This window comes from Ramlibacter sp. Leaf400, assembly GCF_001424545.1.
Taxonomy (GTDB): Bacteria; Pseudomonadota; Gammaproteobacteria; order Burkholderiales; family Burkholderiaceae_C; genus Ramlibacter.
Window position 1 is genome coordinate 131993 of the sequence record NZ_LMQL01000012.1, and the last position, 23182, is coordinate 155174.

Genomic DNA, 23182 nt, shown 5'->3' on the forward strand with positions numbered 1-23182 from the left:
CAGGGGCGAGTCCCTAGAATCTTCGGCCTCCAATGAAAAGAACGGCCGTATGACCCAGGGACAGATCCGCATCCGCGGCGCCAGGCAGCACAACCTCAAGAACCTCGACCTCGACCTGCGCACGGGTGAGCTGACGGTCGTCACCGGCCCCAGCGGCTCGGGCAAGTCCAGCCTGGTCTTCGACACGCTCTACGCCGAGGGGCAGCGGCGCTACGTCGAGACCTTCTCGGCCTATGCGCGCCAGTTCCTGGACCGCATGGACAAGCCGGCGGTCGACCGCGTGGAAGGCGTGCCGCCGGCCATCGCCATCGACCAGACCAACCCGGTGCGGTCGTCGCGCTCCACCGTGGGCACGATGACGGAGCTGAACGACCACCTCAAGCTGCTGTTCGCGCGGGCTGCCGAGCTGTTCGACCGCAAGAGCGCGCGCCGCGTGCGGCACGACTCGCCGGAGACCATCTACGCCGAGCTGATGGCGCGCACGAAGGAAGGCGACCCGCGCCTGGTCGTCACCTTCCCGGTGGAACTGCCGGCCAGCACCACGGCCGAGGAAGTGGAGCAATGGCTGGCGGCCAGCGGCTTCACCCGCGTGCAGGCCGAGCGCGAGGTGGCCACGCCCACCGGGCCGCGCAAGGTGCTCGATGTCGTCGCCGACCGCTTCCGCCTGCAGGGCGTGGAGAAGGTGCGCGCGATCGAGGCGATCGAGGTGGCGTTGAAGCGCGGCGCCGGCAGGCTGTCGGTGTACGCGGCCACCGCGGAGGACGGGCACGACGTGTGGAAGTTCTCCACCGGCCTGCACTGCCCCGACAGCGACATCCGCTACGCCGACCCCATTCCCTCGATGTTCTCGTTCAACTCGCCGGTGGGCGCGTGCGAGGTCTGCCGCGGCTTCGGCCGGGTGATCGGGGTCGACTGGGGCCTGGTGATCCCCAACGACAAGCTCACGCTGCGCGCCGGCGCCATCAAGCCGATGCAGACGCCCGCCTGGCAGGAGTGCCAGGACGACCTGATGCGCCATGCCGAATCGGCCGGCATCCCGCGCGACACGCCCTGGTACAAGCTGACGGCCGAACAGAAGCAGTGGGTGATCGACGGCACGCCCAGCTACCGGGAAGGCAACTGGAACAAGCAGTGGTATGGCGTGAAGCGCTTCTTCGCCTACCTGGAGAGCAAGGCGTACAAGATGCACATCCGCGTGCTCTTGTCGAAGTACCGCAGCTACACGCCGTGCGAGACCTGCGGCGGCGCGCGCCTGCGGCTGGAGAGCCTTTTGTGGCGCCTGGGCGGCAAGGACGACGCCGACGCGGTGCTGGAGCCCTCGAAGCGCTTCATGCCGGTGGGCGTGGAGTGGTCGCGCGAGCAGCTGGAGGCGTTGCCGGGGCTGTCGCTGCACGACCTGATGCTGATGCCGATCGATCGGTTGAAGAAGTTCTTCGCCCGCCTTGCGCCTGGCGCGGGCCCCCACCCCAACCCCGCCCCGGCGGGGGAGGGAGCAAAGGCGGGGGAGACCCAGGCCCTCAAGCTCCTCTACGAAGAGATCAACACCCGCCTGCGCTACCTCGTCGACGTCGGCATCGGCTACCTGACGCTGGACCGCCAGAGCCGCACGCTCTCCGGGGGCGAGGTGCAGCGCATCAACCTCACGACCGCGCTGGGGACCTCGCTGGTCAACACGCTGTTCGTGCTGGACGAGCCCAGCATCGGCCTGCACCCGCGCGACATGCACCGCATCACCGAGGCGATGAAGCGGCTACGCGACGCCGGCAACACGCTGGTGGTGGTGGAACACGACCCGGCCGTGATGGTCGCGGCCGACCGCATGATCGACATGGGCCCGGGCCCGGGCGAGCGCGGCGGCAGCATCGTGTTCGACGGCACCCCCGACGAACTGCGCCACGCCGACACGCTGACCGGCGCCTACCTGGGCGGCCGCAAGACGGTGGGCATGGGCTTCAAGCGCGCCGTGACGCCGGCCACGCCGCGCCTGGTCATGGAAGGCGCCTGCGAGCACAACCTCCAGAACCTGTCGGTGGAGTTCCCGCTGCAGCGGCTGGTGTGCGTGACCGGCGTGTCGGGCTCGGGCAAGTCCACGCTGGTGCAGGACATCCTGGCGCCCGCGCTGCTGCGCCACTTCGGCCGCGCGACCGAGACGCCGGGCCACCACGAGCGCCTGCTGGGCGCCGACCACCTGGGCGACGTGGTGTTCGTCGACCAGTCGCCCATCGGCAAGACCGCACGCTCCAATCCGGTGAGCTACGTCGGGGCCTGGGACGCGGTGCGCGAGATCTTCGCGGCCAGCGGCCTGTCGCGCCAGCGCGGCTACACCGGCGCCAAGTTCAGCTTCAACAGCGGCGACGGCCGCTGCCCCACCTGCGGCGGCTCGGGCTTCGAGCACGTGGAGATGCAGTTCCTCTCCGACGTGTACCTGCGCTGCCCCGACTGCGACGGCAAGCGCTACCGGCCCGAGATCCTGGAGGTGACCATCGAGCGGCAGGCGATCGGCGCGGTCAGGCCGCGCGTGCTCAACGTGGCCGACGTGCTGGAGCTCACCGTGAGCGAGGCGGCCGCGCTGTTCGCCAGCGACCGCGAGGTGATCCGCGCGCTGCAGCCCATCGTCGACGTGGGCCTGGAGTACGTGAAGCTCGGCCAGCCCGTGCCCACGCTGTCCGGCGGCGAGTCGCAGCGCCTCAAGCTCGCCGGCTTCCTGGCGGCCGCGGCCAAGACCTCGAGCGCATCGCGCCAGGGCCTGGCCACCCGGGGCACGCTGTTCATGTTCGACGAGCCGACCACCGGCCTGCACTTCGACGACATCGCCAAGCTGATGCGCGCGCTGCGCAAGCTGCTGGAGGCGGGGCATTCGCTGGTGGTGATCGAGCACAACCTGGACGTGATCCGCGCGGCCGACTGGCTGATCGACCTGGGCCCCGAAGGCGGCGATGCCGGCGGGCTGCTGGTGGCCGAAGGGCCGCCGGAGGAGGTGAAGCAGCATCCGACGTCGCACACGGCCAAGGCCCTGCGGGAGTACGACGGGACGGTGGGCCTGGTGTCCGAGGCGCTGCCCTCGCTGTCGCGGCCCCAGCCCAGGCCTGCGTCGAAGGGGGTGGGCGCGATCCAGATCGTCAACGCCCACGAGCACAACCTCAAGAACCTCTCCGTCGACATCCCGCACAACCGCTTCAGCGTGATCACCGGCGTGTCGGGATCGGGCAAGTCCACGCTGGCCTTCGACATCCTGTTCAACGAGGGCCAGCGCCGCTACCTGGAATCGCTCAACGCCTATGCGCGCAGCATCGTGCAGCCGGCCGGCCGGCCCGAGGTCGACGCGGTCTACGGCATCCCGCCGACGGTGGCCATCGAGCAGCGGCTCTCGCGCGGCGGACGCAAGTCCACCGTGGGCACCACCACCGAGGTCTGGCACTTCCTGCGCCTGCTGTACGTCAAGCTGGGCGTGCAGCACTGCGTGAACGACGGCGCCGAGGTGCGCCCCCAGAACCCCGACAGCATCGCGGCGCAGCTGATGAAGCGCTACCGCGGCCAGCACATCGGCCTCCTGGCGCCGCTGGTGGTGAACCGCAAGGGCGTCTACACCGAGCTGGCCGACTGGGCGCGCAACCGCAAGTACTCGCACCTGCGCGTGGACGGCAACTTCCTGCCCACCACGGGCTTTCCGCGCATCGACCGCTTCAAGGAACACACCATCGAGCTGCCGGTGTGCGACCTGGACATCACGCCCGCCAACGAGGCGCTGCTGCGCGAGAAGCTGGCCGAGGCGCTGGAGCACGGCAAGGGCGTGCTGCACGTGCTGGCGCCGCTCACCGGCCTGCGCGAAGCGATGGAACTGGGCGTGGGCAGGCACCACGACATCGGCAAGGTGGAGGTGTTCTCCACCCGGCGCGCCTGCCCGGTGTGCAGCACCAGCTACGCGGAGCTGGACCCGCGCCTGTTCTCCTACAACAGCAAGCACGGCTGGTGCCCCGAGTGCGTGGGCACCGGCGTCAGGCTCACGCGCGAGCAGCGCAAGGTGTTCGACGACACGGTGCAGGCGGAAGACAACAAGGGCCGCGAGCAGACTTTCGCCGAGCCGGAGGTCGAGGACCTGACCGAGGAGGCCTGCCCCCACTGCCGCGGTGCGCGGCTGAACGCGCAGGCGCGCGCGGTGCGCTTCGACAAGGTGGGCATCGACGAGATCGCCGCGCTGTCGGTGGTGGACGTGCGCCGCTGGGTCGAGGGCCTGCAGGTCCAGGGCGTGCTGAGCGATCGCGAACAGGGCATCGCGCGCGACCTGATCCCGGAAATCCGCAGCCGCCTGGAGTTCCTGGAGGAGGTGGGCCTCGGCTACCTCACGCTGGACCGCGGCGCGCCCACGCTCTCGGGCGGCGAGGCGCAGCGCATCCGCCTGGCGGCGCAGCTGGGCTCCAACCTGCAGGGCGTCTGCTACGTGCTGGACGAGCCCACGATCGGACTGCATGCGCGCGACAACCAGATCCTGCTGAACGCGCTGCACAAGCTGGGCGGCAAGGGCAACACGCTGGTGGTGGTGGAGCACGACGAGGACACGATCCGCCGCGCCGACCACATCATCGACATCGGGCCGAGCGCGGGAAAGCGCGGGGGTCGGGTCATCGCACAGGGGACGGCGGCGGATGTGACGGCGAACGAGGAGTCGCTGACGGGGCGGTACCTGCTGCATGCGATGCGGCATCCGGTGAAGCCGCGGCGGGGGGTTGACGGGGGAGCGCCCCCACCCCAACCCTCCCCCGGAGGGGGAGGGAGCAAGACCGCCGGAGCGAAGGGGAGCAAGGCCGCGGCGCGCGTTTCACTCCCTCCCCCTCCGGGGGAGGGCGGGGGTGGGGGCGCTCCGCAGCCCAACGGGCAACTGCGACTGCGCGGCGCCGACCTCCACAACCTGCAGAAGGTCGACGTCGACATCCCCCTCAAGCGCCTGGTCGCCGTGACCGGCGTGTCCGGCTCGGGCAAGTCGACGCTGGCGCGCGACGTGATGCTGCACAACGTTCAGGCGGCGGTGCAGCAGCGCAGCACCAAGGCCGGCCGCGATGCCGACGACCGCGGCAGGCACGCGGTGTGGAGCGGCTGCACCGCGCTCGACGGCTACCAGGCCATCGACCGCGTGCTCGAAGTCGACCAGACGCCGATCGGCAAGACGCCGCGCTCGTGCCCGGCCACCTACATAGGCTTCTGGGACACCATCCGCCGGCTGTTCGCCGACACGCTGGAGGCCAAGGCGCGCGGCTACGGCCCGGGGCGCTTCTCCTTCAACACTGGCGAGGGCCGCTGCCCGACCTGCGAAGGCCAGGGCGTGCGCACCATCGCGATGAGCTTCCTGCCCGACGTGAAGGTGCCGTGCGAGTCCTGCCACGGTGCCCGATTCAACCCCGAGACGCTGGCCGTCACCTGGCGCGGCAAGAGCATCGGCGACGTGCTGCAGATGGAGGTGGACGAGGCGGTGGAGTTCTTCGCCTCCATGCCCAACATCAGCCATCCGCTGCAGCTGCTCAAGGACGTGGGCCTGGGCTACCTCACGCTGGGCCAGCCTTCGCCCACCTTGTCCGGTGGCGAGGCGCAGCGCATCAAGCTGGTGACCGAGCTGTCCAAGGTGCGCGACGACGTCACCCGGCGCGGGCAGAAGCCGCCACACACGCTGTATGTGCTGGACGAGCCGACCGTGGGCCTGCACATGGCCGACGTGGAGAAGCTGATCCGCGTGCTGCACCGGCTGGTGGACGGCGGGCACAGCGTGGTGGTGATCGAGCACGACCTCGACGTGATCGCCGAGGCCGACTGGATCATCGACCTCGGCCCCGAGGGCGGCGGTGAAGGCGGCCGCGTCGTGGCCGCGGCGCCACCGGAGGAGGTGGTGCGCTTGATGACGCACACGGGGCGGGCGCTGCAGCCGGTGCTGGAGCGGGTTTAGCCGAAGCGGATGCGCTGCGCTCGCTGCCCGGCATGCTCGGCGAGCTCGTGGTCCCGGCCCACCGGAGCAGCCGAAAGACAGTGTGGAAACACCGGTCCCGGCGATAGATTGACCCGCCTCGGCGCATGCAGGCGCCACGCCATGACGTCGTATCCCGGAGCGGCCGCAGGAGTTTGCGATCCATCCCGTCATGGTGGGCCTGCCGGCGCGGCCCCCTCCAGGAGAGATGCATGCCTTTCGCGAATTTCAGCGACATCCGCTCGTTGATCGATGGCACCGAACAGAAGCCGGGCGGCTTGACGGTCCATTTCAAGTGTCCAGGATCCGGCCGTATCGTCGAAGCAAGCGGCAGCTTTCCCGACAGTCCTGCCCGTCGCTTCACCCAGACGGCGGTCGGCAGCACCCTGCGGGCGCTGCTCCACCAGCTGAGCGGCGTCATCCGGCGCCGGACCGGCATCTACATCCCCCTGGGCAATGCGTTCCAGACCCATGACGTCCCGGGCGGCGGGAGTGGTTTCGCGACGGAGTCCGACCGGCAGGCGGCCACGCTCGCTGCATTCCGGTCCGTCGCCCAGCATCCCGGCATGCCGCGGCTGCGCGGCAGGTTCAATTTCGAAGACGGCCGGTGGGTCTTCGTCGAGTAGAGGGGACGCAGCACATGGCCAACAAGCAGCTGACCCGGGAGGAATACTCCGCGGAACTCGCGAGCCTCGCCGATCACTTGAAAAGCAACCACGAGCTCGGCGGCTTCCAGCGCTTCTGGGAAACGCCGAACGACTACCAGCGCTGGACGATGGACAACGCGTTCTGGGACATCGTGAAGCAGTTTCCGCCGCTCGTTGCCGCAGCCGGGAAGTTCCAGAAACCGGACGGCGGCGGCCGGTGGATCTGGAAGATCGTCTCGCCGGAACTGATGCAATCGATCTTCGGCGAAGAGGCCGACCGCCTCGCAGCCAGCCTGAACGAGTTGAGCACGGTCGACTGGAGCACGCGGTTCACACACCGGGACCGGCAGTTCCAGGAGATCGAAGCGCGCATGCTGGCCTACCGCCGCTACCGGGAGTTTGTCGCCGGACTCCAAGCGGCCGGCGTGACGCAGTACAAGACGGCACTCACCGACCACGGCCTCTCGGCCAGGGAGCTGAAGGACCTGGACACATTCATCGCCGGGAAAGCGGGGGACATCGACAAGGCCCGGAATCCAGACGCGAAGGAGCCGCTGTTCGAGGCGCCGAAGGCAGGCCGGCACCCCAGGTTCGACGACACGGAATACACGCTCTACCTGAGGGAGCTCGGGGCGAAGTACCGGGACGTTCTGGAAAGCATGACGGGCTCCAGCGGCATGTCGCTGGACGATACGCAAGTCGAGAGGATGATGGCGAAGCTCGAGGACTTCGATTACGCCGAAGTCAGCGCCACGCTCGGCGCGCAAAAGCGCTGGCCGCCGCAGGACGAGCATGGTTTGAACGCAAAGACGTACGAACTGCTGGCGAAGCTCCCGCAGGCGTTCGCCAGGGCTTTCGAGGAACAAACGGCCAAAGCCATCCAGGACGCCATCCAGAACAGCCTGCAGTTGTTCAAGAGCAGCGAAGCCTCGTCCCGGAGCTGGGCCTTCGACAGGCTGCGCCACCTGAAGAACCTGCTGCGCTGGCTGTCGCGGAAGATCCCGATCGAGTCCCAGGCATTCATCGACGCGCGAACGGCAATCGCGCGCGAGTTCGATCCGCGTTGGGCGGCAATGTCTGCCGGCCCGCTGCACGAGGAGTACATGGGGCAGATCAGGTTCTCCGACAGCAATGCGCTGCCGCTGACCGGCGAGTGGCCGCAGACGCTGAACCCGGCCAGGGACTGCATCTACGCCCACGTGTTCCTCGACAAGGCCATCAAGGACGTGGCGACGGGCAATATGCTCTTCGTCGAAGCGGGCGATCAGCGCTATCAGTTCGGCCTGCAGGCTCTCCCGGGCGACTCCGCCTACCTGTGTGTCTCGGTCCTGCCGGAGAACGGGCGCAACCCCGACCTGATCCGGACGCTGGGCAAGGCCTTGCTCGCCGCCACCGGCGAACTCGAGTTCGTGGTCACGCCCATCGTCGAACGCTCGGCCGTCGGCACGCTCAGGATGAAGATGTCCAAGGCCGATGCCGCCCGGCTGCCGGCCCGCATCGAGGAACTCGCCGCGAAGGCGGATGCCAACCGCACCGCCGCGGCGGTGCTGCCTGAAAGCTTCGCCAAAGGACAGAAGTGGCCCTACAAGGACGAAGTGCTCACGCCGGAAAGGGTCCGGGCAGCGATCGAGACGGCCTGGGCGCACAACCGGGGCGAAGAGATCGACGTTCTGCACATGCGCGTCAATCACTACCGACCGGGTTACGAATGGGACCTGGAGGTCGGCCCGCTCCAGGTGCCGGTAGCACGCCTGGTCTTCTCGTACATCGGCATCGTTTTCCAGCACAAGGGCAAGGTCTTCGCCGTGGAAGACGGCATCCAGGTCCGGCAATTCTGGAAAGGGTTCGGCCAGGGTTACGGCGACGACCTCAACATCCTGTTCTGGGGCGCCAAGCCGTTCCAGCTGTCGCCCGAACAAGTCCAGCGCATCGTGAAATAGCGCCCGCCGCGGGCGCGGCGAAATGCCGGAAAGTGCGCGGGCTCGACCGAGGGGTGCGCCGGAATGACGAGAATTCCCCTATGCACGTCTTCTTCAACCAGCACCACGCCCTCCACCACGGCCGGCACGAGATGTTCCGCGGCGAGCTGGTGCCATGCTTCGAGGTGCCGGCGCGCGCGGACTTCGTGCTCGAGGAACTGCAGCGGCGGAACCTGGGCGCGCTCGCCCAGGCGCCCGACATTGCGCTCGCGACGCTCGAGCGCGTGCATGCGCCGCGCTACCTCCAGTTCCTCTCCACCGCCTGGGACGAATGGGTGGCGCTCGACCCGAAGAACGCGCAGCGCGACGCGCTGCCCTCGTACTGGCCGATCCGCACCTTCCGCAGCGACGTGCTGCCGGCCAGCTTCCCGGCCCGCATGGGCCTGTTCTCCTTCGATGCCGGCTCGCCGATCACCGCCGGCACCTGGACCGCGGCGCGCCAGGGCGCGGCCTGCGCGGTCGCCGGCGCGCAGCGCCTGCTGCAGGGCGATCGCGCCGCGTTCGCGCTGACGCGCCCGCCCGGCCACCACGCGGGCGCCGACTTCTTCGGCGGCTACTGCTTCCTCAACAACGCGGCCCTCGCCGCCCAGGCGCTGCGCGACGGCGGCCTGGCCCGCGTGGCCATCCTGGACGTCGACTACCACCACGGCAACGGCACTCAGGCCATCTTCTACGAGCGGCCCGACGTGTTCTTCGCCAGCGTGCACGGCGATCCGCACACCGAGTACCCGTACTACCTGGGCTACGCCGACGAGCGCGGCGCGGGTGCGGGCGCAGGCTTCAACCTCAACCTTCCGCTGCCGCGCGGCACCGGCTGGCCGCGCTGGCGGGAGGCGCTGGGCCAGGCGCTGCAGGCCATCACCGGCTTCGGCGCGCAGGCCCTGGTGGTCTCGCTCGGCCTGGACACCTTCGAGGCCGACCCGATCTCCGGCTTCGCGCTGCGCAGCGACGACTACCTGCGCATGGGCGAGGCGCTGGCCGCGGCTGGCCTGCCCACGCTGTTCGTCTTCGAAGGCGGGTATGCGGTCGCCGAGGTCGGCGTCAATGCAGTCAACGTGCTGCAGGGCTTCGCGCAGGCCGGCTGAGGTCGCGAGAAACAGAACACAGAGGCACGGAGGCACAGAGGAACACAGAGGTTCTCAGGAAAATTTCTTCTTCCTCCTCCTCTTTTCTCTGTGCCTCCGTGCCTCTGTGTTCTGTTCCCGACGCGTTGGCGACACGCAGGGGGTGAATCCCGATGCGGCGCTTCGCCGGTTGGCTTCAAATCGACCGCTTTGCGATTCGATCCAAGGAGACCCGATGCGCCGCCGACAACTCATCCAATTCGCCGCCGCGGCGGCGGCCACGCCCGCGCTGCCTGCCTTCGCCCAAGGCGCGGGCGGCTTCCCGAGCAAGCCGATCCGCCTGCTGGTCGCCTTCCCGGCCGGCGGCCCGACCGACATCACGATGCGCCAGCTGGCCGACAACGCCGGCAAGCTGCTGGGCCAGCCCATCGTCGTGGAGAACAAGCCCGGGGCCGGCGGCACGCTGCCCGCCCAGCAGCTGCAGACCTCGCCGGCCGACGGCTACCTGCTGGCCCAGATCCCGCTGGGCGTGTTCCGCCTGCCCTACACCACCAAGATCACCTGGGACCCGGTCAAGGACATCGCCTACGTCATCAACGTGACCGGTTATGCCTTCGGCATCGTGGTGCCGACCGACAGCCCCATCAAGAACTGGAACGACTTCGTCACCTATGCCAAGGCCAACCCGGGCAAGCTGAGCTACGGCTCGACCGGCACGCTGACCAGCCCGCACCTGACCACCGAGCTGATCGCGCAGAAGCTGGGCATCCAGCTCAACCACGTTCCGTACAAGGGCAGCGCCGACCTTGCCCAGGCCATCGTCGGGGGCCATGTCATGGCGGCGGCCGACTCGACCGGCTTCGCCCCGCTGGTGCAGTCGGGCAAGCTGCGCGTGCTCAACACCTGGGGCGAGAAGCGGCTGGAGAAGTTCGCCGATGCGCCCACGCTCAAGGAACTGGGCCTGGACATCGTGCAGAACTCGCCCTTCGGCCTGGGTGCGCCGCGCGGCACGCCGCCCGAGGTGGTGGCGAAGTTGCACGACGCCTTCAAGAAGGCGATGGAAGACCCGAGCTACACCCAGGCGCTGGCACGCTACGACATGCTGCCCATGTACATGAGCTCCACGCAGTACACCAAGTTCGCGCAGGACACCTTCGCGATCGAGAAGGCCCTGGTGGAGAAGCTGGGCCTGGCCAAGCCCAACTGAGTTCTGGCCGCGAGCCGGTGGCGGGCCGGGGATCATCAGCGTCGTCTGACGCCCGAACGCGGCCCCGCTGCGGCCGGGCAGCGGGGGGCGGAGCGACAATCCGCCCATGCCCGCGCACAAGCCGCTCGTCTGGCTGCCGGCCTGCCATCGCCACCTCGACCTGTCCGACCCCGGCGGCTACACCGTTCTGGCGGACCGCTATGCCGCGGCCGTTTGCGAGCTCGGGCTGCAGCCGGTGCTGTTCCCGATGGCCGGGGCGGGCGATGTCGGCAACCTGCTGCCGCTGGTGGATGGCGTGTTGCTCACCGGTTCGCCTTCCAACGTCGAGGCCACGCACTTCGGTGCCCTCGCGCTCGACACCGACCTGCTGGATCCGCGCCGCGATGCGCTCACCATGGCCCTGGTGCGTGCCGCGCTGGCCGACGGCACCCCGCTGTTCGGCGTCTGCCGCGGCCTGCAGGAGATGAACGTCGCGCTCGGTGGCACGCTGTACCAGCGGGTGCACGCCGAGCAGGGGCTGATGGACCACCGCGAGCCGGAATCCGACAGCCTGGAGGAGCAGTTCGCCGAGCGCCACGAGGTGCTGCTGGCGCCCGGCAGCGCTTTCGCGCAGTGGGCGGGGGGCACTCGGGCGCAGGTGAATTCGCTGCATGGGCAGGGCATCCGGCGGCTGGGCGAAGGGCTGGTGGCGGAGGCCCATGCGCCCGATGGTTTGATCGAAGGAGTGCGGGTCACGCACGCTTCGGCCTTCGCGTTCGGGGTGCAGTGGCATCCGGAGTGGCGGCATGACTCCAATGCGTTCTACGCGAGGACGCTGGAGGCGTTTGCGCAGGCCTGCCGAGAGCATTGTCGGCGGAGGACGCAGTGAGGTAGGGGCTTGCTGGGCGCTTCGGGGTGCGCGGCAGGCGGTGCCTGCCGCGTGGGAACGGTGTGCAGGTGCGGACACGATCGAACCCGGACCGCGCTGCTTGCTTCGTCCTCGGAGCGCCCCCACCCTGCCCTCCCCCGGAGGGGGAGGGGAAAGACAAGGGGCCCGGACCGAGGCACGCGGACAACGAGCAGCGGCTATTCCTCCCTCACCCTCCGGGGAGGGTTGGGGTGGGGGCGCTGGCGGTGGAGAGCGCAGTGCGAGACTCCCTGGGCCCCGCCGGGGACCCCTGCCGCAGGCCACGGACAGCAATGAGCAGAAAGCAGCCTCAGCGCAACGACAACACCGCCCGCGCCACCTCCGAAAACCCCGCCCCCCGCTCTCCCTCCGTCACATACGCCGGCTCATGCGACAGCTGCCCCGCGAACCGCCGGATGTTCGCCACCCCCACGCTGTGCGGAAAGTGCTCGAACATCAGCACGTCGTTCGTCGAGTCGCCCACATAGACCCAGCGCCCGATCTGCGCATCCAGGTCCAGGTCCAGCAGCGTCCGCGCGATCCAGCGCGCCCCCGACAGCTTGTGGTGCGCCCCATACCAGCCGTTGATGTGGATCGAGCTGACGGTCGCATTCATCCCTTCGCTGCGCATCAGCGCCACGACCTCGTCGATGCGCTCCTGCGGCAGCTGGGTGAACTCGCTGTGGTCGATCGCGATGTCGGTTTCACGCCCCGCGCTGTCCTGCGCGCGACGGGCGCCGGGCACCTCACGCTCGATGCGCGCCAGCACGCGCTGCATGCGAGCGAAGTTCTCCGCGCGCTCGGCCGAGGGCTGCTGGTACAGCTTGCGCAGCCGGCCGCCGGCCACGCGCACCAGCGCCACCGCCCCGTTCTCCGCGACGATGGCGTCCACCGGCCAGGCCTGCGCGAATGGCTCGCTCCAGCCCACGGGACGGCCGGTGATGGGGATCACGTGCAGGCCCGCGGACTTGAGCGCGCCGAGCGCGGCCAGGGCGTCGGCCGTGATCGCGCCCTCGGTCGTGAGCGTGTCGTCGATGTCGGTGAAAACGCCGAGGACGCCGCGGCGGGCGTCCTCGGGCCAGGAGCGAAGGGGCGGGATGTGCTGGGTCAAGGTTGCAGGCGGCGCCCGTTCCAGCCGGGCTGGTACATCGGGGAATCCGCCGGAGGGGCCTCCGGCCGGTCGAGCAGGGACGCGCCCCCGGATTGTTGCAGCACCGAGGCGGCGAAGGCCGTCGCCGTGCCGGTGGGGCAGTTGCCGGTGTCGATGTGGTTCAGCGCCGCGGCCAGCAGAGGCTCGCTGGTGCTGCCCAGCGAGGTGCGCGGGTTCTCGGCCACGCGGCACTGCACCGGGAAACCGTCCTGGTAGTCGCCGAAGCCGGCGGCGTTGTAGACCTGGAACTCGATCGGGAAGTACGCCTGGCCGCAATTGTCCTTGCGGTAGAAGCCGTAGGGCTTGCCGCAGGTGCGGTCGCCCACCAGGATCACCTGCACGCCGACGCCGCGCAGGCTGTTGACGATGGACTCGCTGGCCGAGCAGGTCAGCTGCGACGTCAGCACGTACAGCCGCGGCAGCGACAGCTGGGGCAGGGGATGGCCCAGGGCGTACGTGGACTCTTCGCGCTGCACCCGCGTGCTGAAGAGGAAGGTCTCGGTCGCGCTCTCCGAGGAGCGACGGTCGTTGAAGCGCACGCTCTCGAACAGCTGGCCGTCGACGGCCGGGCCGGCCACCATGGCCGCAGCCGTCTGCGCGACGTAGATGAAGCCGCCGGCGTTGTAGCGCAGGTCCAGCACCAGGTCCTGGATGGCGCTGTTGCGCAGGCTGGTGAAGGCGGTGATCAGCGCATCCTGCGCGCCGCGGCTGTGCTCGTTGAACAGCACGTAGCCGACCTTGCGGCCGTTGCCGCTGCGCACCGTGCGCACCAGCGGCACGGGGTTGGCCGACGAGGCCATCGCCGCCGCGGCCGCCGCGTCCGACACGTTCTGCATCACGTCGGCGGCGGCGCTGCTCATCGTCATGCTGAAGCGGTCGCGGGGCCGGCCGGTGGCGTCGGGCGTGCGCACCAGCAGCGCGTCGAAGTAGCCGGGCAGCGAGCCGTGCTGCTGCGTGTCGGCCTCCTGGATCTCGTTGGCCCAGAGGTAGGCCTCGTGCATGTAGCTGCGCAGCCAGCGCTGCTGGCCGTCCACCGTGCACTGGCCGGCGAGCGTGGACGATTCGGGGAAGAGGCCGCTGGAGACCAGGGCGGTGGCGGTGTCACCGGTGGTGCCACCCCCGCCGCCGCCGCAGGCGGCCAGCAGGAGCGTCAACGACGCGGCGGTCAGGAGGGCTGCTGCCCGGCGCAGCGCGGCGACATGTAACACGGCTCGACTCCACGATGGAGCGGCCGATTATTGCTGGGCTTGAGCGGCGATCAGTGCTGGAGCGCGAGCCCGGCGTGTTCCCGCAACAGGTGGAAGCGGATCTTGGGGAATCGTTCCTGGGCCAGCCGCACGTCGTACGGCGAAGTGCAAAGAAATGCCAGGGCGTCCGCGGCATCCAGCGCCATCCGCTGCGGGTAGGCGTCGGTGAAGGCGCGCAGCTCGGCCGGCGTCTCGGCGCTGATCCAGCGGGCGCCGGTGTACTGGCAGCCTTCCAGCCTGATGTCGGCGTCGTACTCGGTCTTCAGGCGGTGCTGCACCACGTCGAACTGCAGCTGGCCGACCGCGCCCAGCAGCATCGCGCCGCCCGCCTGGGGCCGGAACACCTGGATCGCGCCTTCCTCGCCCAGCTGGGCCAGGCCCTGCTGCAGCTGCTTGGTGCGCAGCGGGTTCCTCAGCAGCACCGTCATGAACAGCTCGGGCGCGAAGAAGGGCAGGCCGGTGAACTGCAGGTTGGCGCCGTCGGTGATGGTGTCGCCCAGCTGCACGCCGCCGTGCGTGGTGAAGCCGATGATGTCGCCGGCATAGGCCTCGTCCACCGCCTCGCGCCGCTGCGACAGGAAGGTGACCACCGAGGTCGGCCGCAGCTCCTTGGCGGTGCGCTGCACCTTGAGCTTCATGCCCGGCGTGTACCGGCCCGAGGCCATGCGCACGAAGGCGATGCGGTCGCGGTGGTTGGCGTCCATGTTGGCCTGCACCTTGAACACCACGCCGGCGAACGAGGGCTCGTCCGGCTCCACCACCTTCTCGACCGGCTGCCGGTTGACGATCAGCGAACTCTTGCGGGCCTGCGGCGGCGGCGCGATGTCCACCAGCGCCTCCAGCACTTCCATCACGCCGAAGTTGTTGACGCCCGAGCCGAAGAACACCGGCGTCTGCCTGGCCTGGAGGAAGGCCTGGTGGTCCCACTCGGGCGACGCGCCCGCGGCCAGTTCCATGCTCTCGGCGGCCGCTTCGTACTCGCCGCCGAAGCGGCCGCGCAGCGTGTCGGCGTCCGACAGCGGGATGGTCTCGAAGTCCTGCGGGCGGCGCTCGCTGCCCGACTCGAACACCGTCATGGCCTGGGTGCGCAGGTTCATGATGCCGCCGAAGCTCTTGCCCTTGCCGACCGGCCAGGTCATGGGCACGCAGGGCATTCCGAGTTCGCGCTCGACCTCGTCCAGGATGTCCAGGGGCTCGCGCACCTCGCGGTCCATCTTGTTGACGAAGGTGATGATGGGCGTGTTGCGCTGGCGGCAGACCTCGATCAGCCGCCGGGTCTGCGCCTCCACGCCGTTGGCCGCGTCGATCACCATCAGCGCCGAATCGACGGCGGTGAGCACCCGGTAGGTGTCTTCCGAGAAGTCCTTGTGGCCCGGCGTGTCCAGCAGGTTGATCACGTGGTCGCGGTACAGCATCTGCATCACCGAGGAGGCGACCGAGATGCCGCGCTGCTTCTCGATCTCCATCCAGTCGCTGGTGGCGTGTCGCGACGCCTTGCGGCCCTTCACGGCGCCCGCGATCTGGATCGCGCCGGAGAACAGCAGCAGCTTTTCCGTCAGCGTGGTCTTGCCCGCGTCGGGGTGGGAAATGATGGCGAAGGTTCGGCGGCGCCGGGTTTCGGCGGCAAAGGGCGAGGCGGACACGGGGAGTTGGGACTTTCGATGCGAGGCCGATGAGCTGCAAAGCGTTTCAGCCAGGCCCGTATTGTCGCCCAACGGGGTAGTCTGGCCCGATGGCGCCCGCATCCCGCAGCACCGTGCTCCCCGTCGGCGGCCGCGAGGTCGCGGTCAGCAACCCGGACAAGCTGCTGTTCCCCGAGGCCCGGCTCACCAAGCTGGACCTGGTGACCTACTACGTGGCCGTCGCCGAGGGCGCGCTGCGCGGCGCCGGGGGACGGCCCTGCGTGCTCAAGCGCTACCCGGACGGCGTGGGCGGCGAATCCTTCTTCCAGAAGCGCGCGCCGGCCAACCGGCCCGAGTGGGTCGAGGTGAGCACGATCCACTTTCCCTCCGGCCGCACCGCCGAGGAGGTGGTGCCGCGCGAGGCGGCCACGTTGGCGTGGATGGCCAACCTGGGGTGCCTGGAGCTGCACCCGCATCCGGTGCGCGCCGGCGACCTGGAGCATCCCGACGAACTGCGCGTGGACCTCGACCCGGTGCCGGGCGTCGAGTGGCCGCAGATCCGCGAGGTGGCCGAGGTCGCGCGCGACGTGCTGCAGGAGCACGGGCTCGTCGGCTGGCCCAAGACCTCGGGTTCGCGCGGCGTGCACGTGCTGGTGCGCATCGAGCCCCGCTGGGGCTTCGATCCCGTGCGCCGCGCCGCATTGGCGCTGGCGCGCGAGGTCGAGCGCCGAGTCCCGGCGCTGGCCACCAGCGCGTGGTGGAAGGAGCAGCGGCACGGCGTCTTCGTGGACTACAACCAGAACGCCAAGGACCGCACCGTGGCCTCGGCCTATTCGGTGCGGCCGCGGCCCGACGCGCGCGTGTCCACGCCGGTGACCTGGGACGAGCTGCGGGCCTGCGACCCGGCCGACTTCACGCTCAAGACCGTGCCGGCCCGGCTGGAGGAGATCGGCGATCCGCACGCGGGCATCGACGAAGCCGTGGGCTCGCTGGACGCGCTGCTGGAACTCTCGGCCCGGCAGGAGAGCGAGGGGCAGGGCGATGCGCCCTGGCCGCCGCACTACCGCAAGCAGGCGGGCGAACCGCCGCGGGCGCCGTCGTCGACGCGCAAGGCCAAGCCGAAATGAGGGCCGACGCAGGGTTCCTGCGCGAGCGCTCGCAGCGCGTGGTCAATGCTCCCCGGCCGCCACCGCAGCGTCCGGCTTGACCCGTCGCAGCAGCGCCATCATCTCGCCTTCGATGCGGCGCAGCGCCTCGGGCGTGTGGCCTTCGAAGCGCAGGGTGAGCACCGGCACGGTGTTGGAGGCCCGCACCAGGCCGAAGCCGTCGGGCCAATCCAGCCGCAGGCCGTCGAGGGTGCAGACCTGCGTGCCCTGGGGCGGCGCAGCGGCGACCCGCGCCGCCAGCTCGGTTGCGACGCGGTGCGCTTCGCCTTCGGCGCAGGGCACGTGCAGCTCCGGTGTCGCGAAGCTGGTGGGCAGCGCCTCGAGCACCGCGCCCGGGTCCGCATGCCGCGACAGGATCTCCAGCAGCCTGGCGGCGGTGTAGGTGGCGTCGTCGAAGCCGTACCAGCGCTCCTGGAAGAACACGTGGCCGCTCATCTCGCCGGCCAGCGGCGCGCCCAGCGCCAGCATGCGGGCCTTCAGCCGGGCGTAGCCGCTGCGGTCCATGACCGGCCGGCCGCCCGCCGCGGCGATGGCCTCGGGCAGGCGCTGCGTGGACTTGACGTCGAAGACGATGGTCGCGCCGGGCTGGCGCGACAGCACGTCGCGCGCGAACAGGATCATCTGGCGATCCGGCCAGATGATCTGGCCGCCGGGCGTGACCACGCCGAGCCGGTCGCCGTCGCCGTCGAGCGCGAGGCCGAGGTCGGCGCCGGTCTCGCGCACGGCGGCGATCAGGTCGCGCAGGTTCTCCGGCTTGGCCGGGTCGGGATGGTGGTGCGGGAATTCGCCGTCCACCTCGGTGTAGAGCTCGACGACCTCGCAGCCCAGGGCGCGCAGCACCTGCGGCGAGGAGGCACCGGCCACGCCGCTGCCGCAATCGAGCGCCACCTTCAGCGGCCGGGCCAGGCGCACGTCGCCGGCGATGCGCCGGACGTAGTCGTCCGTGACGTCGACCGGGTGCACATGGCCGGTCGCGTCGGCCTGGGTCCACTCGTCGGCCTCGATCGCCTGGCGCAGCTGCTGCAGGTCCTGCTCGTGCAGGCCGCGGCCGGCCAGCACCAGCTTGAAGCCGTTGTCGTCGCGCGGGTTGTGGCTGGCCGTCACCTGGATGCCGCTGCCGGCCAGCGTGGCGGTGGCGAAGTACAGCATCGGCGTGGTGACCATGCCCAGGTCGATGACGTCGACGCCGGCCTGCGCCAGGCCGCGGATGAGGGCGGCCGACAGGTCCGGACCGCTGAGACGGCCGTCGCGCCCCACCGCCACCACCCGTTCGCCCTGCGCGCGCGCCGCCGTGCCGAAGACCCGCCCCAGGGTGAGCGCCAGCGATTCGTCCAGCGGCACCGGCACGCTGCCGCGGATGTCGTAGGCCTTGAACAGGCTGGCGACGGTCTTCATCGCGGGTGCCTTACGCGGCCTGGAACACCTGGGCCAACTCGAACGGCGAGGTGACCTCGAGCTGGTCGTAGCGGCAGTCCTGCGGCGGCTTGTCGTCCCGCCAGCGCAGGAAGGTGGTGGCGTGGCGGAAGCGCCGGCCCTGCAAGTGGTCGTACTTCACCTCGCAGACGCGCTCGGGCCGCAGCGGCTCCCAGCTCAGGTCCTTGCCGCCGCTCCAGCGCGACCTGGCGCCGGGCATGCGGTCGGCGTCGCCCACGCTGGCCTGGGCCCAGTCGCGCCAGGGGTGGTCGGCCAGCGCGTTCTCGCGCAGCGGCGCCAGTTCCTCCAGCAGTTGCCGCCGCTTGTCCATGGTGAAGGAGGAAGTGATGCCCACGTGCTGCAGCGCGCCGGCGTCGTCGTACAGGCCCAGCAGCAGGGAACCGACGGCTTCCTTCGTGTCCTTGTACCAGCGGAAGCCCGCCACCACGCAGTCGGCGGTGCGCGCGTGCTTGATCTTGAGCATCGCGCGCTTGCCGGGCTGGTAGGGCGCTTTCGCCGGCTTGGCGATCACGCCGTCCAGGCCCGCGCCCTCGAAGCGTTCCAGCCAGTCCTGCGCCTGCGCGCGGTCGGCGGTGACGGGCGTGAGGTACAGCGGCGCCTTGGCCTGGCCGAGCAGCCGCTCCAGGCGCGCGCGCCGCTCCTGCTGGGGCAGCTCGCCGATCGGCTTGCCGCCCGCCGCGATCAGGTCGAAGGCCACGAAGGCCGCCGGCGTCTCCTTGGCCAGCCTGCCGATGCGCGAGGCGGCCGGGTGGATGCGCTGCTGCAGCGCATCGAAGTCCAGCCCGGCGGTGCCGACCACCACGATCTCGCCGTCGAGGATGCAGCCGCGGGGCAACTGTTCCGCCAACACCTTCTCGAGTTCGGGGAAATAGCGGTTGAGCGGCTTGAGGTCGCGGCTCTGGATCAGCACGCCTTCGGCACTGCGGAAGACCAGGGCACGGAAGCCGTCCCACTTGGGCTCGAACAGGTAGCCCTCGCCGGTGGGAAGCTCGTCGGCGATCTTCGCCAGCATGGGTTCGATGGGCGACGAGAAGGGGGAAGCAGAGGACATGGAGGTTTGTACCGCAGGCCGGCGCGGCCGTGGGGGCATGGGGGGCCGCCCTTATAATCGTGGCCATCCGAGGAGCGTTGCAGCACCCATGCGGTGTGAGGCTCGGAACCTACAGCAACGACGCTCACCCACTGTCCTGTGAGGTGAGTCCCTAGAGGCCAGTGGTTGACCCGAAACACAGCTTTTGGAGCCTTCCATGAACGCCGTTCTCAAGCCCACCCCGGCGCACGATTGCGCCATCGCCGACCTGTCGCTGGCCGACTGGGGCCGCAAGGAAATCAGGATCGCCGAGACCGAGATGCCCGGCCTGATGGCAATCCGCGACGAGTTCGCCAAGAGCCAGCCGCTCAAGGGCGCGCGCATCACCGGTTCGCTGCACATGACCATCCAGACCGCGGTGCTCATCGAGACGCTGCAGGCGCTGGGCGCGCAGGTGCGCTGGGCCTCGTGCAACATCTTCTCCACCCAGGACCACGCCGCAGCGGCCATCGCCGCCGCCGGCACGCCGGTGTTCGCCATCAAGGGCGAGTCGCTGGAAGATTACTGGGACTACACGCACCGCATCTTCGAGTTCGCCGCCAAGGGCGAGAACGAAGGCCCCAACATGATCCTGGACGACGGCGGCGATGCCACGCTGCTGATGCACCTGGGCCAGCGCTGCGAGCAGGACCTGTCGCTGATCGACACGCACTCCAGCGAGGAAGAGCGCGTGCTGTACGCGTCCATCCGCAAGAAGCTCAAGGAAGACCCGACCTGGTACAGCCGCAAGGCCAGGGAAATCATCGGCGTCACCGAGGAAACCACCACCGGCGTGCACCGCCTGCAGGACATGGCCAACAAGGGCCTGCTGAAGTTCCGCGCGATCAACGTCAACGACTCGGTCACCAAGAGCAAGTTCGACAACCTGTACGGCTGCCGCGAATCGCTGGTGGACGGCATCAAGCGCGCCACCGACGTGATGGTGGCCGGCAAGGTGGCCCTGGTGTGCGGCTACGGCGACGTGGGCAAGGGCAGCGCGCAGGCGCTGCGCGCGCTGTCGGCCCAGGTGTGGGTGACCGAGATCGACCCGATCAACGCCCTGCAGGCCGCGATGGAAGGCTACCGCGTGGTCACGATGGACTACGCCGCCGACAAGGCCGACATCTTCGTGACGGCCACCGGCAACAAGGACGTCATCACTTACGCCCACATGGCGAAGATGAAGAACCAGGCCATCGTCTGCAACATCGGCCACTTCGACAACGAGATCGACGTCGCGTCGATCGAGAAGAAGTGCAAGTGGGAAGAGATCAAGCCCCAGGTCGACCACGTGATCTTCGAGGACGGCAAGCGGATCATCCTGCTGGCCAAGGGCCGCCTGGTGAACCTGGGCTGCGGCACCGGCCACCCGAGCTACGTGATGTCCTCGTCGTTCGCCAACCAGACGCTGGCGCAGATCGAGCTGTTCACCAAGCCCAAGGCCTACGAGACGGGCAAGGTCTACGTGCTGCCCAAGCACCTGGACGAGAAGGTGGCGCGGCTGCAGCTGTCCAAGCTGGGCGCGCAGCTCACCGAGCTGTCCGACTCGCAGGCTGCGTACATCGGCGTGGACAAGGCCGGTCCGTACAAGGCCGACACGTACCGCTATTGAGGATTCGTCGTCCCCGCGAAGGCGGGGACCCAGAGCTTCCGCATCTGGAGGCCCTGGATTCCCGCCTGCGCGGGAATGACGGTTTCCGTGGTTGGACCGACGCCATGCGCGCAGACCAGCTTCTCGTCGAACGCGGCCTCGCCGCTTCGCGCTCTCAGGCCCAGCGGCTGATCGCGTCCGGCTTGCGCTGGCGCGACGCGCGGGGCTGGCATGACGTGGCCAAGAACGGCGACGAAGTGCCCCAGGCGGCCGAGCTGGAACTGCTCGACGACGCCGAGGCGCGCTACGTCTCGCGCGGCGGGCTCAAGCTGGCAGGCGCGTTGCAGGCGGCGGGCCTGGACCCGCGTGGGTGGCGTTGCCTCGACGTGGGCCAGTCCACCGGCGGCTTCACCGACTGCCTGCTGCAGCGCGGCGCGGCGCAGGTGGTCGGCGTCGACGTCGGCCACGGCCAGCTGCACGAGCGGCTGCGGTCCGATCCGCGGGTGGTGTGCCTCGAGAAGGTGAATGCCCGTGAACTGGATGCGGCCTCGCTGAGACAGGCCGGCGTCGAGACGGGATTCGACCTCATCGTGGGCGACCTGTCGTTCATCTCGTCGACGCTGGTGCTGCCGGCCCTGGTGCCGTTGCTGGCGCCGGTCGGTCAGTTGCTCATGTTGGCCAAGCCGCAGTTCGAGCTGCAGCCGGGCCAGCTGGGCAAGGGTGGCATCGTGCGCGATGCGGCGCTATTTGATCAGGTGGAGCGGCGCGTCCGCGACGCCTGCGCGGCCTGCGGGCTGTCGGTGGCGGGCTGGTTCGACAGCCCGATCGCCGGCGGCGACGGCAACCGCGAATTCTTCGTACATGCAAGGAGGGGAGCATGAAAAAAGACAAGCTTCCGATCAGCCTGGAGTTCTTCCCGCCCAAGACCGAGGAGGGCGCGGTCAAGCTGCGTGCCGCCCGGCAGAAGCTGTATGCGCTGAAGCCCGAGTTCTGCTCGGTCACCTTCGGCGCCGGCGGCTCGACGCAGGAAGGCACGCTGGCCGCGGTCAAGGAGATCATGGCCGAGGGCTGCCCGGCGGCCCCGCACCTGTCGTGCATCGGCCAGTCGCACGAGACCATCCGCGAGCGGCTGGCGGCTTACGCGGCCGCGGGCGTTCAGCGCATCGTCGCGCTGCGCGGCGACCTGCCCAGCGGCTACGGCCTGGGCGGCGAGTTCCGCTACGCGAGCGACCTGGTGGCCTTCATCCGCAGCGAGACGGGGCGGCAGTTCCAGCTGGAGGTGGCGGCCTATCCCGAGGTGCATCCGCAGTCCAGGTCGGCGGATTCGGACCTGGCCGCCTTCATCGCCAAGGTGGAGGCGGGCGCGGACTCGGGCATCACGCAGTACTTCTTCAACGCCGACGCCTACCTGCGCTACGTGGATGAACTGCGCGGGCGTGGGGTCCAGGTGCCGGTGGTGCCGGGCATCATGCCGATCACCAGCTCCACCCAGCTGCTGCGGTTCTCCGATGCCTGCGGCGCGGAGATCCCGCGCTGGATCCGGCTGCGGCTGCAGGGCTTCGGCGACGACACCGAGTCGATCAAGGCGTTCGGCCTGGACGTGGTCACCGGGCTGTGCGAGCGCCTACGGGCCGAGGGCGTGCCGGGCCTGCACTTCTACACGATGAACCAGGCCGCCGCGACGCTCGAGATCGCCCGGCGTCTCGGGTTGTGATGCGCCTGTCGCACCAGCTCGCGGCCGCGGTGCTGGTCGGCGCTTCGCTCTCGGGCTGCGCGATCCCGCTGCCGCAGGCGCCGGACGATTCGGACCAGGAGCTGCTGCAGGAGCCGGCGACGGAAGCGGCCACGCCGTCGGGAGAAACGCAGCCGCTGCAACGCGGCATCGCGTCCTGGTACGGCCTGCCGTTCCACGGTCGCCGCACCGCCAACGGCGAGCGCTTCGACATGAACGCGCTGACGGCCGCGCATCCCACGCTGCCTTTCGGCACGCGGGTGAAGGTGCGCAGCCTGGTGAACGGACGCGAGGTCACGGTGCGCATCAACGACCGGGGGCCTTATGCGGCCGGGCGCATCATCGACCTGAGCCACGCCGCGGCCCGCGCCATCGGCCTGCTCAGCCGCGGGACCAAGGCGGTCTCGCTCACGGTGGTCGACTCCGGCGGGTGATCCC

At 69.7% G+C, this 23182-nt stretch carries 16 protein-coding genes and 1 riboswitch; of the genes, 11 read left to right on the forward strand and 5 right to left on the reverse strand.

All coding sequences use genetic code 11. The features are described 5' to 3' along the window. The first annotated feature begins 49 nt into the window (after positions 1-49). The 6 genes from uvrA to ASG30_RS16430 all read left to right on the forward strand — a co-directional run bounded on the left by uvrA (position 50) and on the right by ASG30_RS16430 (position 11715). The gene (gene uvrA / locus ASG30_RS16405) at positions 50-5932 is read left to right on the forward strand and encodes an excinuclease ABC subunit UvrA (protein WP_055899120.1); all 5883 of its coding nucleotides are present in this window, start codon (positions 50-52) and stop codon (positions 5930-5932) included. A gap of 230 nt (positions 5933-6162) precedes the next feature. Beyond that, positions 6163-6576: a hypothetical protein gene (locus tag ASG30_RS16410; RefSeq protein WP_055899123.1), complete on the forward strand. Its 414-nt coding sequence runs from the start codon at positions 6163-6165 to the stop codon at positions 6574-6576. A 14-nt stretch (positions 6577-6590) separates the two neighbouring features. Further along, positions 6591-8537 carry a hypothetical protein gene (locus ASG30_RS16415; protein WP_055899126.1) on the forward strand — a complete coding sequence of 649 codons (1947 nt, stop codon included), beginning with the start codon at positions 6591-6593 and terminating at the stop codon, positions 8535-8537. Between the two features lie 80 nt (positions 8538-8617). Beyond that, a complete protein-coding gene (locus ASG30_RS16420; RefSeq protein ID WP_055899128.1) occupies positions 8618-9661 on the forward strand; it encodes a histone deacetylase family protein in 1044 nt (347 codons plus the stop codon). Between the two features lie 214 nt (positions 9662-9875). Continuing rightward, positions 9876-10847, forward strand: a complete 972-nt coding sequence (locus tag ASG30_RS16425) for a tripartite tricarboxylate transporter substrate binding protein (protein ID WP_055899131.1) — start codon at positions 9876-9878, stop codon at positions 10845-10847. Between the two features lie 106 nt (positions 10848-10953). After that, on the forward strand, positions 10954-11715 hold the full coding sequence (locus ASG30_RS16430) for a gamma-glutamyl-gamma-aminobutyrate hydrolase family protein (RefSeq protein ID WP_055899134.1): 762 nt from the start codon (positions 10954-10956) through the stop codon (positions 11713-11715). 328 nt (positions 11716-12043) lie between these two features. On the opposite strand, the gene ASG30_RS16435 is transcribed toward ASG30_RS16430, so the two are convergent. Genes ASG30_RS16435 through ASG30_RS16445 form a run of 3 tightly spaced genes read right to left on the reverse strand, consistent with a single transcriptional unit; the run spans position 12044 to position 15773 of the window. Continuing rightward, positions 12044-12832 carry an HAD-IIB family hydrolase gene (locus ASG30_RS16435; RefSeq protein WP_055900148.1) on the reverse strand — a complete coding sequence of 263 codons (789 nt, stop codon included), beginning with the start codon at positions 12830-12832 and terminating at the stop codon, positions 12044-12046. 8 nt (positions 12833-12840) lie between these two features. Beyond that, entirely contained in the window at positions 12841-14091 is a 1251-nt protein-coding gene (locus ASG30_RS16440) for a S41 family peptidase (RefSeq protein WP_156385587.1), read from the reverse strand. Positions 14092-14141: 50 nt separating this feature from the next. Further along, positions 14142-15773: a peptide chain release factor 3 gene (locus ASG30_RS16445; RefSeq protein ID WP_055899142.1), complete on the reverse strand. Its 1632-nt coding sequence runs from the start codon at positions 15771-15773 to the stop codon at positions 14142-14144. 89 nt (positions 15774-15862) lie between these two features. Between ASG30_RS16445 and ligD the strand changes: the two genes are divergently transcribed. Beyond that, positions 15863-16879, forward strand: coding sequence for a non-homologous end-joining DNA ligase (gene ligD / locus ASG30_RS16450; protein WP_055899145.1), 1017 nt, complete (start codon positions 15863-15865; stop codon positions 16877-16879). 42 nt (positions 16880-16921) lie between these two features. On the opposite strand, the gene ASG30_RS16455 is transcribed toward ligD, so the two are convergent. Together ASG30_RS16455 and ASG30_RS16460 are read right to left on the reverse strand one after the other, a co-directional pair. Beyond that, positions 16922-18313, reverse strand: coding sequence for a phosphomannomutase/phosphoglucomutase (locus ASG30_RS16455; protein WP_055899147.1), 1392 nt, complete (start codon positions 18311-18313; stop codon positions 16922-16924). Positions 18314-18323: 10 nt separating this feature from the next. After that, a complete protein-coding gene (locus tag ASG30_RS16460; RefSeq protein WP_055899150.1) occupies positions 18324-19403 on the reverse strand; it encodes an ATP-dependent DNA ligase in 1080 nt (359 codons plus the stop codon). 63 nt (positions 19404-19466) lie between these two features. Beyond that, positions 19467-19536, forward strand: a riboswitch (S-adenosyl-L-homocysteine riboswitch). Positions 19537-19599: 63 nt separating this feature from the next. On the opposite strand from ASG30_RS16460, the gene ahcY reads away from it, so the two are divergent. The 4 genes from ahcY to ASG30_RS23225 all read left to right on the forward strand — a co-directional run bounded on the left by ahcY (position 19600) and on the right by ASG30_RS23225 (position 23178). After that, entirely contained in the window at positions 19600-21033 is a 1434-nt protein-coding gene (ahcY, locus tag ASG30_RS16465; protein WP_055899153.1) for an adenosylhomocysteinase, read from the forward strand. A gap of 104 nt (positions 21034-21137) precedes the next feature. Continuing rightward, the gene (locus ASG30_RS16470; RefSeq protein WP_055899156.1) at positions 21138-21893 is read left to right on the forward strand and encodes a TlyA family RNA methyltransferase; all 756 of its coding nucleotides are present in this window, start codon (positions 21138-21140) and stop codon (positions 21891-21893) included. Beyond that, positions 21890-22726: a methylenetetrahydrofolate reductase [NAD(P)H] gene (gene metF / locus ASG30_RS16475; protein WP_055899159.1), complete on the forward strand. Its 837-nt coding sequence runs from the start codon at positions 21890-21892 to the stop codon at positions 22724-22726. The genes ASG30_RS16470 and metF overlap by 4 nt, the downstream gene beginning before the upstream one ends. Beyond that, positions 22726-23178, forward strand: coding sequence for a septal ring lytic transglycosylase RlpA family protein (locus tag ASG30_RS23225; RefSeq protein ID WP_055899162.1), 453 nt, complete (start codon positions 22726-22728; stop codon positions 23176-23178). The genes metF and ASG30_RS23225 overlap by 1 nt, the downstream gene beginning before the upstream one ends. Positions 23179-23182 lie beyond the last annotated feature (4 nt).

Bases quoted from the DNA above. Each gene is read 5' to 3' on its own strand.
- metF (WP_055899159.1), top strand. From the start codon at position 21,890: ATGAAAAAAGACAAGCTTCCGATCAGCCTGGAGTTCTTCCCGCCCAAG.
- ASG30_RS16420 (WP_055899128.1), top strand. From the start codon at position 8,618: ATGCACGTCTTCTTCAACCAGCACCACGCCCTCCACCACGGCCGGCAC.
- ASG30_RS16425 (WP_055899131.1), top strand. From the start codon at position 9,876: ATGCGCCGCCGACAACTCATCCAATTCGCCGCCGCGGCGGCGGCCACG.
- ligD (WP_055899145.1), top strand. From the start codon at position 15,863: ATGGCGCCCGCATCCCGCAGCACCGTGCTCCCCGTCGGCGGCCGCGAG.
- ASG30_RS16430 (WP_055899134.1), top strand. From the start codon at position 10,954: ATGCCCGCGCACAAGCCGCTCGTCTGGCTGCCGGCCTGCCATCGCCAC.
- ASG30_RS23225 (WP_055899162.1), top strand. From the start codon at position 22,726: ATGCGCCTGTCGCACCAGCTCGCGGCCGCGGTGCTGGTCGGCGCTTCG.
- ASG30_RS16460 (WP_055899150.1), bottom strand. From the start codon at position 19,403: ATGTCCTCTGCTTCCCCCTTCTCGTCGCCCATCGAACCCATGCTGGCG.
- ASG30_RS16410 (WP_055899123.1), top strand. From the start codon at position 6,163: ATGCCTTTCGCGAATTTCAGCGACATCCGCTCGTTGATCGATGGCACC.
- ASG30_RS16470 (WP_055899156.1), top strand. From the start codon at position 21,138: ATGCGCGCAGACCAGCTTCTCGTCGAACGCGGCCTCGCCGCTTCGCGC.
- ASG30_RS16415 (WP_055899126.1), top strand. From the start codon at position 6,591: ATGGCCAACAAGCAGCTGACCCGGGAGGAATACTCCGCGGAACTCGCG.
- uvrA (WP_055899120.1), top strand. From the start codon at position 50: ATGACCCAGGGACAGATCCGCATCCGCGGCGCCAGGCAGCACAACCTC.
- ASG30_RS16455 (WP_055899147.1), bottom strand. From the start codon at position 18,313: ATGAAGACCGTCGCCAGCCTGTTCAAGGCCTACGACATCCGCGGCAGC.
- ahcY (WP_055899153.1), top strand. From the start codon at position 19,600: ATGAACGCCGTTCTCAAGCCCACCCCGGCGCACGATTGCGCCATCGCC.